The 19,640-nt window shown below is 52.6% G+C and carries 15 protein-coding genes; all 15 read left to right on the top strand.

Translation table 11 applies throughout. The features are described from left to right. Positions 1 to 3 precede the first annotated feature (3 nt). The 15 genes from GF617_RS05205 (at position 4) to secA (ending at position 19,620) form a co-directional block, all read left to right on the top strand. Positions 4 to 1,770 (top strand): peptidoglycan glycosyltransferase FtsI, encoded by a 1,767-nt coding sequence (locus GF617_RS05205; RefSeq protein ID WP_181622245.1) that lies wholly within the window; start codon positions 4 to 6, stop codon positions 1,768 to 1,770. Then, on the top strand, positions 1,757 to 3,244 hold the full coding sequence (gene murE / locus GF617_RS05200) for a UDP-N-acetylmuramoyl-L-alanyl-D-glutamate--2,6-diaminopimelate ligase (RefSeq protein ID WP_181622246.1): 1,488 nt from the start codon (positions 1,757 to 1,759) through the stop codon (positions 3,242 to 3,244). Before GF617_RS05205 ends, murE begins: the two co-directional genes overlap by 14 nt. Continuing rightward, positions 3,241 to 4,599 carry a UDP-N-acetylmuramoyl-tripeptide--D-alanyl-D-alanine ligase gene (gene murF, locus GF617_RS05195; RefSeq protein ID WP_203451232.1) on the top strand — a complete coding sequence of 453 codons (1,359 nt, stop codon included), beginning with the start codon at positions 3,241 to 3,243 and terminating at the stop codon, positions 4,597 to 4,599. Before murE ends, murF begins: the two co-directional genes overlap by 4 nt. Beyond that, positions 4,593 to 5,675 (top strand): phospho-N-acetylmuramoyl-pentapeptide-transferase, encoded by a 1,083-nt coding sequence (gene mraY, locus GF617_RS05190; RefSeq protein ID WP_028016681.1) that lies wholly within the window; start codon positions 4,593 to 4,595, stop codon positions 5,673 to 5,675. Before murF ends, mraY begins: the two co-directional genes overlap by 7 nt. A 2-nt stretch (positions 5,676 to 5,677) precedes the next feature. Continuing rightward, complete coding sequence (gene murD / locus GF617_RS05185) at positions 5,678 to 6,994, top strand: UDP-N-acetylmuramoyl-L-alanine--D-glutamate ligase (protein WP_203451231.1); 1,317 nt, start codon at positions 5,678 to 5,680, stop codon at positions 6,992 to 6,994. Next, positions 6,994 to 8,238 (top strand): cell division protein FtsW, encoded by a 1,245-nt coding sequence (gene ftsW, locus GF617_RS05180; RefSeq protein WP_181622249.1) that lies wholly within the window; start codon positions 6,994 to 6,996, stop codon positions 8,236 to 8,238. Before murD ends, ftsW begins: the two co-directional genes overlap by 1 nt. Next, complete coding sequence (gene murG / locus GF617_RS05175; protein WP_203451230.1) at positions 8,235 to 9,299, top strand: undecaprenyldiphospho-muramoylpentapeptide beta-N-acetylglucosaminyltransferase; 1,065 nt, start codon at positions 8,235 to 8,237, stop codon at positions 9,297 to 9,299. The genes ftsW and murG overlap by 4 nt, the downstream gene beginning before the upstream one ends. Positions 9,300 to 9,358: 59 nt before the next feature. Next, on the top strand, positions 9,359 to 10,834 hold the full coding sequence (murC, locus tag GF617_RS05170; RefSeq protein ID WP_181622251.1) for a UDP-N-acetylmuramate--L-alanine ligase: 1,476 nt from the start codon (positions 9,359 to 9,361) through the stop codon (positions 10,832 to 10,834). Continuing rightward, positions 10,827 to 11,747: a D-alanine--D-alanine ligase gene (locus GF617_RS05165; protein ID WP_203451229.1), complete on the top strand. Its 921-nt coding sequence runs from the start codon at positions 10,827 to 10,829 to the stop codon at positions 11,745 to 11,747. The genes murC and GF617_RS05165 overlap by 8 nt, the downstream gene beginning before the upstream one ends. Position 11,748: 1 nt before the next feature. After that, the gene (ftsQ, locus tag GF617_RS05160; RefSeq protein ID WP_181622253.1) at positions 11,749 to 12,588 is read left to right on the top strand and encodes a cell division protein FtsQ; all 840 of its coding nucleotides are present in this window, start codon (positions 11,749 to 11,751) and stop codon (positions 12,586 to 12,588) included. Continuing rightward, complete coding sequence (ftsA, locus tag GF617_RS05155) at positions 12,585 to 13,841, top strand: cell division protein FtsA (protein ID WP_010426970.1); 1,257 nt, start codon at positions 12,585 to 12,587, stop codon at positions 13,839 to 13,841. Before ftsQ ends, ftsA begins: the two co-directional genes overlap by 4 nt. 63 nt (positions 13,842 to 13,904) lie before the next feature. Then, a complete protein-coding gene (ftsZ, locus tag GF617_RS05150; protein ID WP_181622254.1) occupies positions 13,905 to 15,056 on the top strand; it encodes a cell division protein FtsZ in 1,152 nt (383 codons plus the stop codon). Between the two features lie 101 nt (positions 15,057 to 15,157). Beyond that, positions 15,158 to 16,075, top strand: a complete 918-nt coding sequence (gene lpxC, locus GF617_RS05145) for a UDP-3-O-acyl-N-acetylglucosamine deacetylase (RefSeq protein ID WP_181622255.1) — start codon at positions 15,158 to 15,160, stop codon at positions 16,073 to 16,075. A 276-nt stretch (positions 16,076 to 16,351) separates the two neighbouring features. Beyond that, positions 16,352 to 16,855 (top strand): secA translation cis-regulator SecM, encoded by a 504-nt coding sequence (gene secM, locus GF617_RS05140; RefSeq protein WP_181622256.1) that lies wholly within the window; start codon positions 16,352 to 16,354, stop codon positions 16,853 to 16,855. Positions 16,856 to 16,914: 59 nt separating this feature from the next. After that, positions 16,915 to 19,620, top strand: a complete 2,706-nt coding sequence (secA, locus tag GF617_RS05135; RefSeq protein ID WP_181622257.1) for a preprotein translocase subunit SecA — start codon at positions 16,915 to 16,917, stop codon at positions 19,618 to 19,620. The last annotated feature ends 20 nt before the right edge of the window (positions 19,621 to 19,640 follow it).

The raw sequence follows: 19,640 nt of genomic DNA, 5'->3' as shown, positions 1-19,640 counted from the left end.
CGCATGAGAGCAGCGGCAAAAACGCAAAAACCAAAACGTCAGGAAGAGCAGGCCAACTTTATTAGTTGGCGTTTTGCGTTGCTGTGTGGCTGTATTTTGCTGGCGCTGAGTTTCCTTCTGGGACGCGTGGCGTGGCTACAAATCATCGCACCTGACATGCTGGTACGTCAGGGAGACATGCGTTCTCTTCGCGTGCAGGAGGTATCGACCTCCCGCGGGATGATTACCGATCGCTCAGGCCGTCCATTGGCAGTGAGTGTCCCTGTTAAGGCGATTTGGGCCGATCCCAAAGAATTGCACGATGCGGGTGGTATAACGCTTGATAACCGCTGGAAAGCGCTTTCGGATGCGCTGAAGATGCCACTGGATCAGTTGGCCGCCCGTGTTAATGCCAACCCAAAAGGGCGCTTTATCTATCTGGCTCGTCAGGTCAACCCTGATATGGCGGACTACATTAGAAAGCTGAAGCTGCCGGGCATACACCTGCGTGAAGAGTCTCGTCGTTATTATCCTTCCGGCGAAGTAACCGCTCACCTCATCGGCTTTACCAACGTCGATAGCCAGGGTATTGAAGGTGTTGAAAAAAGCTTTGATAAGTGGCTGACCGGTCAACCAGGCGAGCGTATCGTGCGTAAAGACCGCTATGGCCGTGTCATTGAGGATATCTCTTCCACCGACAGCCAGGCGGCGCACAACCTGGCCCTGAGTATTGATGAACGTTTGCAGGCGCTGGTGTACCGCGAGCTGAATAACGCCGTTGCTTTTAACAAGGCTGAATCCGGCAGTGCCGTGCTGGTGGACGTGAGTACCGGCGAAGTGTTGGCGATGGCGAATAGCCCATCCTATAACCCGAATAATTTTACCGGCACGGCAAAAGATGCCATGCGTAACCGGGCGATCACCGACGTGTTCGAACCGGGCTCAACGGTAAAACCGATGGTGGTGATGACAGCGCTTCAGCGTGGCATCGTCAATGAAAGTACTGTTCTGAATACGATCCCTTACCGAATTAATGGCCACGAGATTAAAGACGTGGCGCGTTACAGCGAATTGACCCTGACAGGGGTTTTGCAGAAGTCGAGTAACGTCGGTGTTTCCAAGCTGGCGTTAGCGATGCCGTCCTCAGCGTTAGTAGAGACTTACTCACGTTTTGGGCTAGGAAAGGCGACCAATTTGGGGTTGGTCGGAGAACGCAGTGGCTTATATCCTCAAAAACAACGGTGGTCTGACATAGAGAGGGCCACCTTCTCTTTCGGCTACGGGCTAATGGTAACGCCGTTACAGTTAGCGCGAGTCTATGCAACGATTGGCAGCTATGGCGTCTATCGCCCGCTGTCGATTACCAAAGTTGATCCACCGGTTCCGGGTGAGCGTATCTTCCCGGAATCCATTGTTCGTACCGTTGTTCATATGATGGAAAGCGTAGCGCTGCCTGGTGGTGGCGGCGTGAAAGCGGCGATTAAAGGTTATCGCATCGCCATTAAAACCGGTACGGCGAAAAAAGTGGGGCCGGATGGCCGCTATATCAACAAATACATTGCCTATACCGCAGGCGTTGCGCCTGCCAGCAATCCGCGTTTTGCGCTCGTGGTCGTTATCAACGACCCACAAGCGGGTAAATACTACGGTGGCGCTGTCTCCGCGCCCGTGTTCGGAGCCATCATGGGCGGCGTTTTGCGCACCATGAATATCGAACCGGATGCGCTGGCGACTGGCGAGAAAAGTGAATATGTAATTAATCAAGGCGAGGGTACAGGTGGCAGATCGTAATTTGCGCGACCTTCTCGCTCCGTGGGTGTCAAATGCACCGGAGCGAGCACTGCGAGAGATGGTACTGGACAGCCGTGCGGCTGCATCTGGCGATCTTTTTGTGGCGGTGGTCGGTCATCAGGCGGACGGGCGTCGATATATCCCGCAGGCGATTGCGCAAGGTGTAGCTGCCATTATTGCTGAGGCTAAAGATGAGGCAACCGACGGCGAAATCCGTGAAATGCACGGTGTGCCGGTTATCTATCTCAGCCAGTTAAATGAGCGTCTCTCCGCGTTGGCGGGACGTTTCTATCACGAGCCTTCCGACCAGTTGCGCCTGGTTGGCGTAACCGGCACTAACGGTAAAACCACCACCACGCAACTGATGGCGCAATGGAGCCAGTTGTTGGGTGAAACCAGTGCGGTGATGGGAACGGTAGGGAATGGGCTGCTGGGTAAAGTTAACCCGACGGAAAATACCACCGGTTCAGCAGTTGACGTTCAGCATGTTCTGGCGGGTCTTGCAGGACAAGGCGCGACGTTTGCTGCGATGGAAGTCTCTTCACACGGACTGGTGCAGCATCGTGTTGCTGCGCTGAAATTTGCGGCTTCCGTCTTTACCAATTTAAGCCGCGACCACCTCGATTATCATGGTGATATGGAGCATTACGAAGCCGCAAAGTGGCTGCTGTACTCCACACATCACAGCGGTCAGGCGATCATTAATGCTGATGACGAAGTGGGCCGCCGCTGGCTGGCAAAACTGCCGGATGCGGTTGCGGTATCGATGGAAGATCACATTAATCCGAATTGCCGCGGCCGTTGGCTGAAGGCTGTCGAGGTCAATTATCACGATAGCGGCGCAACTATTCGCTTCAACTCCTCATGGGGCGAGGGTGAAATTGAAAGTCGCCTGATGGGGGCTTTTAACGTCAGCAACTTGTTGCTGGCATTGGCCACACTGCTGGCGTTGGGTTATCCGCTGGACGACCTGGTGAAAACCGCTGAACGCCTGCAACCAGTTTGTGGTCGCATGGAAGTGTTTAGTGCTCCAGGTAAACCGACGGTGGTCGTTGACTATGCCCACACACCGGATGCGCTAGAAAAAGCGCTGGAAGCGGCACGTCTGCATTGCGCAGGGAAACTCTGGTGTGTCTTTGGTTGCGGCGGCGATCGCGACAAAGGCAAACGTCCATTGATGGGCGCAATTGCTGAACAGTTCGCTGATATTCCGGTTGTGACCGATGACAACCCACGTACAGAAGAGCCGCGTGCCATCATTAACGACATTCTGGCGGGAATGCTGGATGCAGGTCGAGCACACGTGGTGGAAGGCCGTGCGGAAGCGGTGACAAATGCCATCATGCAAGCGCAGGAGAATGATGTGGTTCTGCTGGCGGGTAAGGGGCATGAAGATTATCAGATCGTCGGAAACCGTCGTCTGGATTACTCCGACCGCGTCACTGCAGCTCGTTTGCTGGGAGTTGTCGCATGATTAGCATCACGCTGAACCTGGCTGCTGCAATCCTGCAGGGCACACTGCATGGTCAGGATCTAACGATTGATGCAGTGACGACAGATACTCGTAAAATTACGGCGGGTTGTCTGTTTGTGGCACTCAAGGGCGAGCGTTTCGACGCACACGATTTTGCAGAACAGGCTAAAGAGAGCGGTGCGGGTGCGCTGCTGGTCAGCCGTAAGCTCGATATCGATCTGCCGCAGATTGTGGTGAAAGATACGCGTCTGGCGTTTGGCGAGCTGGCTGCGTGGGTACGCCAGCAGGTTCCGGCCAGGGTTGTGGCGTTGACGGGATCTTCAGGTAAAACCTCGGTTAAAGAGATGGCTGCGGCGATCCTCGGCCAGTGCGGCAACACGCTATATACCGCAGGAAACCTAAATAATGACATCGGCGTGCCGATGACATTACTTCGCCTCACCAAAGAACATCAATTTGCCGTGATCGAATTAGGGGCAAACCACCAGGGCGAAATTGCCTGGACGGTGAGCCTGACACGCCCGGAAGCCGCGTTGGTGAACAATCTGGCGGCTGCGCACCTGGAAGGTTTTGGTTCGCTGGAAGGTGTCGCCAAAGCCAAAGGTGAGATTTACACCGGCCTGCCGATTGACGGTATCGCGATTATGAATGCCGATAACAATGACTGGCTGAACTGGCAGAGCATTATTGGTGCGCGTAAAACCTGGCGCTTCTCACCGAATGCCGCCAATAGTGATTTTACGGCGACCAATATCCATGTGACCTCACATGGCACGGAATTTACGCTCAATACCCCAACAGGGGGTGTCGATGTTCTGTTGCCGCTGCCGGGACGACACAATATTGCTAATGCGCTGGCTGCTGCAGCCTTATCTATGGCTGTTGGCGCAACACACGACGCGATCAAAACCGGATTGTCGACGCTGAAAGCTGTACCAGGACGTCTGTTCCCGATCCCGCTTGCCGAAAACAAGTTGTTGCTGGATGACTCCTATAACGCGAACGTCGGGTCGATGACAGCGGCTGTACAGGTTCTGTCCGAAATGCCGGGCTATCGTGTGATGGTCGTTGGCGATATGGCTGAACTGGGTGATGAAAGTGAAGCCTGTCATCTCCAGATTGGGGAAGCCGCAAAAGCTGCGAGCCTTGATAGCGTTCTGAGTACCGGGAAACTGAGTCAGGCAATTAGTCAGGCGAGTGGTGTTGGCGAGCATTTTGCGGATAAAGCGGCATTGATTGAACGTCTGAAAACGTTGATTGCTGAAAAACAAATTGTGACTGTGTTAGTGAAAGGTTCACGTAGTGCCGCCATGGAAGAGGTTGTGCACGCATTACAGGAGAACGGAACATGTTAGTTTGGCTGGCCGAACATTTGGTCAAATATTACTCAGGCTTTAACGTCTTTTCCTACCTGACGTTTCGTGCCATCGTCAGCCTGCTGACTGCGCTGTTCATCTCATTGTGGATGGGCCCGCGTATGATCGCCCGTCTGCAAAAACTCTCTTTCGGCCAGGTTGTGCGTAACGATGGTCCGGAGTCGCACTTCAGCAAGCGCGGTACGCCGACCATGGGCGGCATCATGATTCTGACCGCCATCGTCGTATCGGTCCTGTTATGGGCGTATCCGTCTAACCCGTATGTCTGGTGTGTACTGACGGTTCTGATCGGCTACGGCATCATTGGCTTTGTGGATGATTACCGAAAAGTTGTGCGTAAAGATACCAAAGGCCTGATTGCCCGTTGGAAGTATTTCTGGATGTCGGTCATTGCGCTGGGTGTGGCTTTTGCGCTGTACCTTGCAGGAAAAGATACACCAGCCACCGAGCTCGTGGTTCCATTCTTTAAAGACGTGATGCCGCAGTTAGGGCTGTTCTACATTCTGCTGGCTTATTTCGTGATTGTGGGCACGGGTAATGCCGTGAATCTGACGGACGGCCTGGACGGCCTGGCAATCATGCCGACGGTTTTCGTCGCGGCTGGTTTTGCGTTAGTGGCCTGGGCCACCGGTAACATGAACTTTGCCAACTACTTGCACATTCCGTATTTACGTCACGCAGGTGAACTGGTGATCGTCTGTACGGCGATTGTCGGGGCTGGTTTGGGATTCCTGTGGTTCAACACCTATCCGGCTCAGGTATTTATGGGTGATGTTGGCTCGCTGGCACTGGGTGGTGCGCTGGGTATCATTGCTGTGTTGCTGCGTCAGGAGTTTCTGCTGGTGATCATGGGCGGTGTGTTCGTAGTAGAAACGCTGTCGGTCATTTTGCAGGTCGGTTCCTTCAAACTACGTGGGCAGCGTATTTTCCGCATGGCGCCGATTCACCACCACTATGAATTGAAAGGCTGGCCAGAACCGCGTGTTATTGTGCGCTTCTGGATTATTTCGCTGATGCTGGTGCTGATTGGCCTGGCAACGCTGAAGGTACGTTAATCATGGCAGATTACCAGGGCAAAAAAGTCGTTATCATCGGGTTGGGCCTGACGGGCCTTTCCTGCGTGGACTTTTTCCTCGCACGGGGCGTGACGCCACGCGTGATGGATACGCGTGTGTCTCCGCCAGGTCTGGATACACTGCCGGAACAGGTTGAACGTCACCTGGGCGGGCTGAATGATGATTGGCTGCTGGCTGCCGATCTCATCGTTGCAAGCCCTGGCATGGCACTGGCACATCCTTCACTCAGCGCTGCGACAGATGCGGGCGTTGAGATTGTTGGAGATATCGAGCTGTTCTGTCGTGAAGCGCAAGCCCCGGTCATCGCCATTACAGGTTCTAACGGCAAAAGCACCGTCACTACCCTGGTCGGTGAGATGGCAAAAGCGGCGGGCATCAATGTAGGCGTTGGTGGCAATATTGGCCTGCCAGCCTTGATGCTGCTGGATAAGGGCTGTGAACTTTATGTTCTGGAACTTTCCAGCTTCCAGTTGGAAACGACCTCAAGCCTACAAGCGGCGGCGGCGACGATCCTGAACGTAACCGAAGATCATATGGATCGCTATCCATTCGGTCTGCAGCAGTATCGTGCGGCGAAACTGCGCGTTTATGAAAATGCCAAAGTTTGCGTGGTCAATGCCGATGACGCCCTGACCATGCCGGTGCGCGGTGCAGACGAACGTTGCATCAGCTTTGGGATCACCATGGGTGATTATCATCTGAACCGCCAGCAGGGCGAGACCTGGCTGCGCGTGAAGGGTGAAAAAGTGCTGAACGTGAAAGAGATGAAGCTGTCCGGCCAGCATAACTACACCAATGCGCTGGCGGCGTTGGCACTGGCTGATGCTGTCGGTTTGCCGCGTTCTTCCAGCCTGAAAGCACTGACCACCTTTACGGGTCTGGCACACCGCTTCCAGCTGGCGCTGGAACACAACGGTGTGCGCTGGATTAACGACTCCAAAGCGACCAATGTTGGCAGTACGGAAGCAGCACTAAATGGTCTGCACGTTGATGGCACATTACATCTGCTGTTGGGTGGTGATGGTAAATCAGCGGACTTCTCTTCGCTGAAGCATTATCTGGCGGGAGATAACATCCGTCTTTACTGTTTTGGTCGTGATGGTCGCGAACTGGCTGACTTGCGCCCTGAAATCGCCGAGCAAACCGAGACAATGGAGCAGGCAATGCAGTTGATTGCTCCGCGCGTTAAGCCTGGCGATATGGTACTGCTCTCTCCGGCGTGTGCAAGTCTCGATCAGTTTAAGAATTTCGAACAGCGTGGTGATGTCTTTACCCGTCTGGCGAAGGAGTTAGGCTGATGCGTTTATCTCTCCCTCGCCTCAAAATGCCGCGCCTGCCAGGATTTGGGATCCTGACGTGGCTGTTTGCGGCACTGAAAGGCTGGGTGATGGGCTCTCGGGAGAAGGATACCGACAGCCTGATCATGTACGATCGCACATTGTTCTGGCTCACTCTGGGGCTGGCTGCCGTGGGCTTTATCATGGTGACATCAGCATCAATGCCTGTAGGTCAGCGACTGGCAAACGATCCTTTTCTGTTCGCCAAACGTGACGGTTTGTACATCATTCTGGCGTTCTGTCTGGCAATGGTAACGTTACGCCTGCCGATGGAATTCTGGCAGCGCCACAGTACAGCTATGCTGATTGCCTCGATTATCATGCTGTTGATTGTACTGGTAGTGGGGAGCTCAGTTAACGGTGCATCACGCTGGATTGCGTTTGGTCCACTGCGTATTCAGCCAGCAGAGTTCACCAAATTATCGTTGTTCTGCTATCTGGCTAACTATCTCGTACGAAAAGTTGACGAAGTACGTAATAACCTCCGTGGCTTCTTAAAACCGATGGGGGTGATCCTGGTGCTCGCGGTCTTGCTGCTGGCGCAGCCTGACCTGGGTACGGTGGTGGTGCTGTTTGTAACCACATTAGCCATGCTGTTCCTGGCGGGGGCGAAATTATGGCAGTTCATTGCCATCATCGGCATGGGGATTTCGGCGGTCGTACTGTTGATCCTCGCCGAACCTTACCGTATTCGCCGTGTGACCTCTTTCTGGAACCCATGGGAAGATCCATTTGGCAGTGGTTACCAGCTGACTCAGTCTTTGATGGCCTTTGGTCGAGGCGAGGTTTGGGGCCAGGGGCTGGGCAATTCAGTGCAGAAACTGGAGTATTTGCCTGAAGCACATACCGACTTCATCTTCTCCATTATTGGGGAAGAACTGGGTTATATCGGTGTGGTATTGGCACTATTAATGGTATTCTTCGTCGCTTTCCGTGCCATGTCGATTGGCAGGAAAGCGCTGGAAATCGATCACCGCTTCTCAGGTTTCTTAGCCTGCTCAATAGGTATCTGGTTTAGCTTCCAGGCATTGGTAAACGTAGGGGCCGCAGCGGGTATGCTGCCGACCAAGGGCCTGACGTTGCCGCTTATCAGTTATGGTGGTTCCAGTCTGTTGATTATGTCGACGGCCATCATGTTGTTGTTACGCATAGATTATGAGACGCGTCTGGAAAAAGCTCAGGCGTTTACGCGAGGTTCACGATGAATCAACCGAAGCGGTTAATGGTGATGGCGGGAGGGACTGGCGGGCATGTGTTCCCAGGGCTTGCTGTCGCGCACCATTTAATGGACCAGGGCTGGCAGGTTCGCTGGCTGGGAACCGCCGATCGCATGGAAGCCGATCTCGTACCGAAACACGGTATTGAGATCGATTTTATCCGCATTTCCGGATTACGCGGCAAAGGGATCAAGGCACTACTTCTGGCTCCGGTGCGTATTTTTAACGCCTGGCGTCAGGCGCGCACCATTATGAAGCGTTTCAAGCCGGATGTGGTGTTAGGTATGGGCGGCTATGTTTCAGGTCCGGGTGGACTCGCTGCGTGGTCGCTGGGTATTCCAGTTGTGCTACACGAACAGAATGGCATTGCCGGACTGACCAACAAGTGGCTGGCGAAAATTGCCACCAAAGTGATGCAGGCCTTCCCTGGTGCATTTCCTAAAGCCGATGTGGTTGGCAACCCGGTTCGTGTAGATGTACTGGCGCTGCCATTACCTGACTCTCGTCTTGCGGGCCGTGAAGGGCCGGTTCGTGTGTTGGTCGTGGGTGGCTCTCAAGGGGCTCGTATTCTTAACCAGACGATGCCGCAGGTTGCAGAGAAACTGGGTGATGCAGTGACTATCTGGCATCAAAGCGGCAAAGGTGCGCAACAGACAGTAGAACAAGCTTATGCTGAAGCTGGGCAACCGCAGCATAAGGTGACTGAATTTATTGATGACATGGCTGCGGCTTATGCCTGGGCCGATGTCGTGGTATGCCGCTCTGGGGCGCTTACCGTGAGTGAGATTGCTGCAGCTGGCTTGCCTGCGCTGTTTGTCCCTTTTCAGCACAAAGACAGGCAGCAGTACTGGAATGCGCTTCCGCTTGAGAAAGCGGGAGCCGCGAAAATATTTGAACAGCCACAATTTACCGCAGATGCGGTCGCCGCCACCCTGGCGGGCTGGAATCGGGAAGCATTGCTGGATATGGCACAACGTGCTCGCGCGGCGGCTATTCCCGATGCGACAGAGCGGGTGGCTAAAGAAGTGATACTGGCCGCACAGGCTTAACCCTCGCAGCGCGTGTTGCGCTGCACGTTTTTTTTGAAGTAGTCGATGGCGTTTAGAGAATGAATACACAACAACTGGCGAAACTGCGTTCAATCGTGCCCGAGATGCGTCGCGTCCGGCACATTCACTTCGTTGGCATCGGTGGTGCTGGCATGGGCGGTATTGCCGAAGTGTTAGCTAACGAAGGTTACCAGATCAGTGGTTCCGATCTGGCACCAAACCCTGTTACGCAGCAGTTGACGGCGCTTGGGGCGACGATCTATTTCAACCATCGTCCAGAAAACGTGCGTGACGCGAGTGTGGTTGTGGTATCCAGCGCCATCTCTTCCGATAACCCTGAGATTGTTGCCGCACATGAAGCGCGTATCCCGGTGATTCGTCGCGCAGAAATGCTGGCAGAACTGATGCGTTTTCGTCATGGCATTGCGGTTGCCGGGACCCATGGTAAAACCACCACGACGGCAATGGTATCCAGCATTTATGCGGAAGCGGGGCTTGATCCGACGTTTGTTAACGGTGGTTTGGTGAAGGCGGCGGGTGTACATGCACGCCTGGGTCATAGCCGTTACCTGATTGCTGAAGCGGATGAAAGTGATGCATCTTTCCTGCACTTACAGCCAATGGTGGCGATTGTCACCAACATCGAAGCTGACCATATGGATACCTACCAGGGCGACTTCGAGAACTTAAAGCAGACGTTCATTAACTTCCTGCACAACCTGCCGTTCTATGGACGCGCGGTGATGTGCGTTGATGACCTTGTGATCCGTGAACTGCTGCCACGTGTTGGCCGTCAAATAACTACCTATGGATTCAGTGAAGACGCTGACGTCCGTGTGGAAGATTACAAACAAGTTGGTGCTCAGGGGCATTTCACACTGGCACGCCAGGATAAAGCATTGTTGCATGTGACGCTGAATGCGCCGGGTCGCCATAATGCATTGAACGCAGCTGCGGCGGTTGCGGTTGCGACTGAAGAAGGCATTGACGACGAGGCTATTTTACGCGCACTGGAAAGTTTCCAGGGAACGGGCCGCCGTTTTGATTTCCTCGGCGAATTCCCGCTGGATAGCGTAAACGGTAAATCCGGTACGGCAATGCTGGTTGATGACTACGGCCACCATCCGACAGAAGTCGATGCCACGATTAAAGCAGCACGCGCAGGTTGGCCAGATAAAAACCTGGTGATGATTTTCCAGCCGCATCGTTTTACCCGTACCCGCGATCTGTATGACGATTTTGCCAGCGTGTTGTCTCAGGTTGATACGTTGCTGATGTTGGATGTTTATTCTGCGGGTGAAAGTCCTATTCCAGGGGCTGATAGCCGTTCTTTGTGTCGCACCATTCGTGGACGCGGTAAAGTAGACCCTATTTTGGTGTCCGATCCTGCTCAGGCCGCGGCAATTTTGGCTCCTGTGTTGACCGGTAACGATTTGATTCTCATCCAGGGCGCAGGAAATATTGGCAAAATCGCCCGTACCTTAGCTGAAATCAAACTGAAGCCGCAAACTCCGGAGGATGAACGCCATGGCTGATAAGATTGCAGTCCTGCTCGGCGGAACCTCTGCGGAGCGCGAAGTCTCACTGAACTCTGGCGCAGCTGTTGTGGCTGGCCTGCGTGAAGGCGGAGTGAATGCTCACCCTGTCGATCCTAAAGAGGTGGATGTCACGCAGCTAAAAGCGATGGGCTTCGATAAAGCCTTTATTGCACTTCATGGTCGCGGCGGTGAAGACGGCACGTTACAGGGGTTGCTTGATTTAATTGGTCTTCCCTATACCGGCAGCGGAGTGATGGCGTCCGCTATCTCTATGGACAAATTGCGCAGCAAATTACTGTGGCAGGGCGCAGGTCTGCCTGTCGCTCCATGGGTGGCGTTGACGCGACGCGAATTTGAAATGGGCCTTCAGGATAGCGTTAATACACGCATTGTGGCGCTAGGGTTACCGGTTATTGTAAAGCCCAGCCGCGAAGGTTCGAGTGTAGGGATGTCAAAAGTCGACAAAGCGGGTGATTTGTCTTCTGCCTTAGCATTGGCATTTCAACATGATGAAGAAGTTTTGATTGAAAAATGGCTCAGCGGGCCAGAATTTACCGTTGCGATGCTCGGTGAAGATATTTTACCGTCAATTCGTATCCAACCGGCTGGAACCTTCTATGATTATGAGGCGAAGTATCTCTCTGATGAGACGCAATATTTCTGCCCAAGTGGTCTGGAAGTTGAACGCGAAACAGATTTGCAGTCCCTGGTGCTTAAAGCCTGGAATGTTCTGGGGTGTCGCGGCTGGGGGCGAATTGATGTCATGCTCGATAGTGACGGACAATTTTACTTGTTAGAGGCGAATACTTCACCAGGCATGACCAGCCACAGCCTCGTGCCAATGGCAGCGCGTCAGGCGGGAATGAGCTTCTCACAGCTAGTCGTACGTATTTTGGACCAGGCAGGCTGATATGTCTCAGGCTGCCTTGAACACGCGCAACCGCGAAGAGGAAGAAGAGTATTCCTCCCGGCGGAGTAATGGAACGCGTCTTGCAGGGATCATTTTCCTGCTCGGTGTGCTGTGCACCGTGTTTATCAGCGGCTGGATGGTACTGGGCTGGATGGAAGATGCACAACGGTTACCCCTGTCAAAACTGGTGGTCACCGGAGAACGTCACTACACGCGTAATGATGACATCCGCCAGTCAATTCTGGCGTTGGGGTCGCCTGGCACGTTCATGACTCAGGACGTCAATATTATCCAGAGCCAGATTGAACGTCTGCCGTGGATAAAACAGGCGAGTGTAAGAAAGCAATGGCCTGATGAATTGAAGATTCATCTGGTTGAATATGTGCCCATTGCGCGCTGGAATGATCAGCACATGGTTGACGTAGATGGAAACTCCTTTAGCGTCCCAAGCGATCGTGTCAGTAAGCAAAATTTACCGATGTTGTACGGCCCGGAAGGTAGTGAAAACGAAGTGTTACAGGGTTTTCGTGATATGGGGCAGGTGCTGGCTAAGGACAGATTTACGTTAAAAGATGCAGCAATGACGGCACGCCGCTCATGGCAACTGACTTTAACGAATGGAATTAAGCTCAATCTTGGCCGTGGCGACACGATGAAGCGTCTGGCGCGTTTTGTGGAACTTTACCCGGTTTTACAGCAGCAGGCACAGACTGACGGCAAACGGATAAGCTACGTTGATTTGCGTTATGACTCAGGCGCAGCAGTCGGTTGGGTTCCGGCTCCGGTTGAGGAACCTAATCAGCAACAGAATCAGGCACAGGTACAGGCAGAACAACAATGATCAAGGCGACGGACAGAAAACTGGTAGTTGGACTGGAGATTGGGACCGCGAAGGTTGCCGCTTTAGTAGGGGAAGTTCTGCCCGACGGTATGGTCAATATCATTGGTGTGGGAAGTTGCCCGTCCCGTGGTATGGATAAAGGTGGGGTAAACGATCTTGAGTCGGTGGTGAAATGCGTACAGCGTGCCATCGATCAGGCTGAGTTAATGGCAGATTGCCAGATTTCCTCTGTCTATCTGGCTCTTTCTGGCAAGCATATTAGCTGCCAGAATGAAATCGGCATGGTTCCGATTTCAGAAGAAGAAGTGACGCAAGAAGACGTTGAAAACGTTGTGCACACGGCGAAATCTGTGCGCGTTCGCGATGAGCATCGCGTGCTTCACGTGATTCCGCAGGAATATGCGATCGACTATCAAGAGGGGATCAAGAACCCAGTCGGTCTTTCTGGCGTCCGGATGCAGGCAAAAGTGCACTTAATTACGTGTCACAACGACATGGCGAAGAACATTGTTAAAGCCGTTGAACGTTGTGGCCTGAAAGTTGACCAACTTATTTTCGCCGGTCTGGCAGCAAGCTATTCTGTGCTGACCGAAGACGAACGTGAATTAGGCGTCTGTGTGGTCGATATTGGTGGTGGTACAATGGATATGGCCGTGTATACCGGCGGAGCCTTGCGCCACACAAAAGTTATCCCTTATGCAGGGAATGTTGTCACCAGCGATATTGCCTACGCCTTTGGTACGCCACCGAGCGATGCAGAGGCCATCAAGGTACGCCATGGATGTGCACTGGGTTCTATCGTCGGTAAAGATGAGAGCGTTGAAGTGCCAAGCGTAGGGGGGCGTCCGCCACGCAGCCTGCAACGCCAGACGCTGGCTGAGGTCATTGAGCCTCGTTACACCGAGTTGCTCAACCTGGTCAACGAAGAGATTTTGCAGTTACAGGAACAGCTTCGCCAGCAGGGTGTTAAACACCATCTTGCCGCGGGGATTGTATTAACCGGCGGTGCGGCGCAAATTGAAGGTCTTGCGGCCTGCGCTCAGCGCGTGTTCCATACACAAGTGCGTATTGGTGCACCGCTGAATATCACCGGTTTAACGGATTATGCTCAGGAGCCGTACTATTCAACGGCTGTGGGCCTGCTTCATTATGGGAAAGAATCCCATCTTAGTGGCGAAGCAGAAGTGGAAAAGCGAGTGTCAGTGGGGTCGTGGGTCAAACGACTCAATACCTGGCTGCGAAAAGAGTTTTAATTTTTTTAAGAGACCAGAGAAAATTAGCGGTCTCGGGCGACAGGCACAAAACGGAGAGAAATTATGTTTGAACCTATGGAATTGACCAACGACGCGGTGATTAAAGTCATCGGCGTCGGTGGCGGCGGCGGTAATGCCGTAGAGCATATGGTGCGTGAGCGTATTGAAGGTGTTGAATTTTTTGCGGTTAACACCGATGCACAGGCACTGCGTAAGACGGCGGTAGGCCAGACTATTCAGATCGGCGGTGGCATCACCAAAGGTCTGGGCGCTGGAGCTAACCCAGAAGTTGGGCGTAATGCTGCCGAAGAAGATCGTGAAGCCCTGCGTGCTGCACTGGAAGGTGCGGACATGGTATTTATCGCCGCAGGTATGGGCGGTGGTACTGGAACAGGTGCTGCACCGGTTGTTGCTGAAGTAGCAAAAGATTTAGGTATTCTGACCGTTGCTGTTGTGACTAAGCCTTTCAACTTTGAAGGCAAGAAGCGTATGGCATTCGCGGAGCAGGGTATCACTGAGTTGTCCAAGCATGTGGACTCTCTGATTACCATCCCGAACGACAAACTGCTGAAAGTGCTGGGTCGCGGTATCTCCCTGCTGGATGCGTTTGGCGCAGCGAACGATGTGCTCAAAGGTGCAGTTCAGGGTATCGCTGAGCTGATCACGCGTCCGGGTCTGATGAACGTTGACTTTGCAGACGTTCGCACCGTGATGTCTGAAATGGGCTATGCGATGATGGGTTCTGGTGTGGCGAGCGGTGAAGACCGTGCTGAAGAAGCGGCTGAAATGGCTATCTCTTCTCCACTGCTGGAAGACATCGACCTGTCTGGTGCGCGCGGCGTTCTGGTCAACATCACTGCTGGCTTTGACCTGCGTCTGGATGAGTTCGAAACGGTGGGTAACACTATTCGTGCGTTCGCATCGGATAACGCAACTGTTGTTATCGGTACTTCCCTTGATCCGGAAATGAACGATGAACTGCGTGTGACTGTGGTAGCTACTGGTATCGGCATGGACAAACGTCCAGAGATCACCCTGGTGACCAATAAGCAGACTCAGCAGCCCGTGATGGATCGTTACCAGCAGCACGGTATGGCTCCACTGACTCAAGAGCAGAAACCGGCCGCTAAAGTGGTGAACGACAATACGCCGCAAACCGCGAAAGAGCCAGATTATCTGGATATCCCAGCGTTCCTGCGCAAGCAAGCTGACTAAGAATTGGCTGGAATTTGGGGATTTTCGCTCTTTGTGCTAAACTGGCCCATCGATAGTGATATACACTCTCGGTTGGATAGGTAATTTGGCGAGATTATACGATGATCAAACAAAGGACACTTAAACGTATCGTTCAGGCGACTGGCGTCGGTTTGCATACCGGCAAGAAAGTCACACTGACGTTACGCCCTGCGCCGGCCAATACCGGGGTCATCTATCGTCGCACCGACTTGAATCCACCGGTAGATTTTCCGGCTGATGCCAAATCTGTGCGTGATACTATGCTCTGTACTTGCCTGGTGAATGAGCATGACGTGCGGATTTCTACCGTAGAGCACCTGAACGCTGCCCTGGCTGGTTTGGGTATCGACAACATTATGATTGAAGTCGATGCACCAGAAATCCCAATCATGGATGGTAGTGCTGCTCCGTTCGTTTATTTATTGCTGGATGCCGGCATTGAAGAACTGAACTGTGCGAAGAAATTTGTTCGCATCAAAGAGACGGTTCGTGTTGAAGATGGCGATAAGTGGGCTGAGTTCAAGCCGTTTAATGGTTTTTCGTTGGACTTTACCATCGATTTCAACCATCCGGCGATTGATGCCAGTACCCAACGCTATGCAATGAACTTCTCTGCTGATGCGTTTATGCGCCAGATTAGTCGTGCGCGTACTTTCGGTTTCATGCGTGATATCGAATATCTGCAGTCCCGTGGTTTGTGCCTGGGCGGCAGCTTCGATTGTGCCATCGTTGTTGACGATTATCGCGTATTGAACGAAGACGGTCTGCGTTTTGAAGACGAATTTGTTCGTCACAAAATGCTTGATGCGATTGGTGATCTGTTCATGTGTGGTCACAACATCATTGGTGCATTTACCGCGTTTAAATCCGGTCATGCACTGAACAACAAATTGTTGCAGGCCGTCCTGGCAAAACAGGAAGCCTGGGAATATGTGACCTTCCAGGACGACGCAGAATTGCCTCTGGCATTCAAAGCACCGAATCTGGTTCTGGCATAACGGTTAATCCCGTTTCGTAAAATCGACTGATTTATCTGGTACTCTCTCCGGCCAGGTGAACAGTCGATTTTTCTTTTTCCCCCTTCTGATGCTTTTTCCTGCCCTTTTAACGTTTACTGAACATTGAAAATGTGCGCGTTAGCTGCATTCTTGACCGTTTTTACCTGGTGCATTACGTCATTCCTGCTGCTGTACAGTAGCTTTAGTGGTAATATCTGGGCGCTAAAAAGAATAAATGAACTCAGCTGGCACTGGCCGGCTTATGTGGTGGATTAGGTGAGCGGAATTCTGACGCGCTGGCGACAATTTGGCAGACGCTACTTCTGGCCGCATCTCTTATTAGGGATGGTCGCGGCGAGTTTCGGCTTGCCTGCGCTCAGCAACAGCGCTGAAGCGGCAACACCCACCAAAACCACCACGACAAAACATGATCTCTCTGCGCGGGTTAATTTTACTAACCTCGCGTTGCTGGAAGCCAATCGTCGTCCAAATTTCTCGGTTGATTACTGGCATCAGCATGCTATCCGCACGGTTATCCGCCACCTTTCGTTTGCAATGACGCCGCAGGTTATGCCTGTTGCAGAAGAGTCGTTGCCGGTTCAGGCTCAGCATCTCGCATTACTGGATACGCTCAACGCGTTGCTGACGCAGGAAAGCAAACCGCCGGTTATCGTCCGTCAGATGGCGAAAACTGCTTTTGTTCCTCCAGTCGTTTTTTCTGTGCCAGCCTGGATTAGCCAGGTTCAGGGCATTCGCGCCGGGCCTCTTTGCCTCAGCTAAATTAACTTTTTTCAATACCTTAATTTATCTGCCCATCACGGGGCGTTTGAGAATTTATTATGCTAATTAAATTATTAACCAAAGTTTTCGGTAGTCGTAACGATCGTACTCTGCGCCGCATGCGCAAAGCCGTCACCGTCATCAATGGCATGGAACCGGCGATGGAAAAGCTCACTGATGATGAGCTGAAAGCGAAAACCGGCGAGTTTCGTGCACGCCTTGAAAAAGGTGAAACCTTAGAAAGCTTGATCCCGGAAGCATTTGCCGTTGTGCGTGAGGCGAGTAAACGTGTTTTTGGCATGCGTCACTTCGACGTACAGCTGCTGGGCGGTATGGTCTTAAACGAACGCTGCATTGCAGAAATGCGTACTGGTGAAGGTAAAACACTGACTGCAACCCTGCCTGCTTATCTGAACGCGTTGACCGGCAAGGGCGTTCACGTGGTTACCGTCAACGACTATCTTGCGCAGCGCGATGCGGAAAACAACCGTCCGCTGTTTGAATTCCTGGGAATGACCGTAGGCATCAACATGTCTGGTCTGCCTGCTCCTGCAAAACGCGAAGCTTACGGTGCAGACATTACTTACGGTACTAACAACGAGTACGGCTTTGACTATCTGCGTGACAATATGGCGTTCAGCCCTGAAGAACGCGTACAGCGCAAACTGCACTATGCGCTGGTGGATGAGGTGGACTCCATCCTAATCGATGAAGCGCGTACTCCGCTTATCATCTCCGGTCCGGCTGAAGATAGCTCCGAGATGTACCGTAAAGTAGATAAAATTATTCCCCATCTGGTGCGTCAGGAGAAAGAAGATTCCGACACCTTCCAGGGTGAAGGCCACTTCTCTGTAGATGAAAAAGCGCGTCAGGTTAACCTGACAGAACGCGGCCTGGTAAAAATTGAAGAGCTGCTGGTTGCGCAGGGCATTATGGAAGAGGGCGAATCCCTTTACTCCCCGAGCAACATTATGTTGATGCACCACGTGACTGCGGCGTTACGTGCCCACGCGCTGTTCACCCGTGATGTGGACTACATTGTGAAAGACGGTGAAGTCATCATTGTTGATGAACATACTGGCCGTACCATGCAAGGCCGTCGCTGGTCTGATGGTCTTCACCAGGCGGTTGAAGCCAAAGAAGGCGTTGATATTCAAAACGAAAACCAGACGCTGGCGTCTATCACCTTCCAGAACTACTTCCGTCTGTACGAGAAGCTGGCAGGGATGACCGGTACTGCGGACACCGAAGCATTTGAATTCAGCTCCATCTATAAGCTGGATACTGTAGTCGTTCCAACCAACCGACCAATGATCCGTAAGGACATGCCGGATCTGGTGTACATGACCGAAGCGGAAAAAATTCAGGCAATCATCGAAGATATCCGCGAACGTACCGCAGCAGGACAGCCTGTGTTGGTGGGGACCATTTCGATTGAAAAATCTGAAGTTGTTTCACATGAACTGGATAAAGCTGGTATCAAGCACAACGTACTGAACGCCAAATTCCATGCGAAAGAAGCAGATATCGTTGCGCAAGCGGGCTATCCGGCTGCTGTGACTATTGCTACCAACATGGCGGGTCGTGGTACGGATATTATGCTCGGTGGTAGCTGGCAGGCCGAAGTGGCAGAGCTGGAAAATCCAACACCGGAACAGATCGCACAAATTAAAGCCGACTGGCAGGTGCGTCATGATGCCGTTCTGGCCTCTGGCGGTCTGCACATCATCGGTACTGAGCGCCATGAATCTCGCCGTATCGATAACCAGTTGCGTGGCCGTGCTGGTCGTCAGGGTGATGCCGGTTCTTCTCGTTTCTACCTGTCTATGGAAGATGCGCTGATGCGTATTTTCGCATCAGACCGTGTTTCCGGCATGATGCGTAAATTGGGTATGAAACCAGGTGAAGCGATTGAACACCCTTGGGTGACTAAAGCGATTGCCAATGCGCAGCGTAAAGTGGAAAGCCGCAACTTCGACATCCGTAAGCAACTGCTTGAATATGATGATGTAGCTAACGATCAACGCCGTGCAATCTACACCCAGCGTAACGAACTGCTGGATGTGTCCGACGTGAGCGAAACCATCAACAGCATTCGTGAAGACGTCTTCAAAGCGACTATTGACGGACATATCCCTCCGCAGTCTCTGGAAGAGATGTGGGATATCGAAGGTTTACAGGAACGCCTGAAAAACGACTTCGACCTCGAACTGCCAATCAAAGAGTGGCTGGACAAAGAGCCAGAACTGCACGAAGAAACGCTGCGCGAACGTATTTACGAAAACGCACTGGAAGTTTATAAGCGCAAAGAAGAAGTGGTTGGCGCTGAGATGATGCGTCACTTCGAGAAAGGCGTGATGCTGCAGACACTCGACTCCCTGTGGAAAGAGCACCTGGCCGCAATGGATTATCTGCGTCAGGGCATCCATCTGCGTGGTTATGCGCAGAAGGATCCGAAACAGGAGTACAAACGTGAATCTTTCGCTATGTTTGCCTCTATGCTGGAATCATTGAAATATGAAGTGATCAGCACCCTCAGCAAAGTACAGGTGCGTATGCCGGAAGAAGTGGAAGCGATGGAGCAACAACGTCGTGAAGAAGCTGAACGTCTGTCGCAGATGCAACAGCTGAGCCATCAGACTGATGAGAGTGAAGCTGCTGCAGCGATTGCCGCACAGACGGGTGATCGCAAAGTCGGGCGTAACGATCCGTGCCCGTGCGGCTCCGGTAAAAAATACAAGGCGTGCCACGGCCGTCTGAGCTAAGCACGTAAAAAATCAAAAAG

Origin of the sequence: Lelliottia sp. RWM.1, assembly GCF_016859735.1 — a bacterium.
In the GTDB taxonomy this organism is placed as follows: Bacteria; Pseudomonadota; Gammaproteobacteria; order Enterobacterales; family Enterobacteriaceae; genus Enterobacter.
The sequence above is the reverse complement of the archived record's forward strand: the minus strand, read 5'-3'. Positions and strand labels throughout refer to the sequence as shown.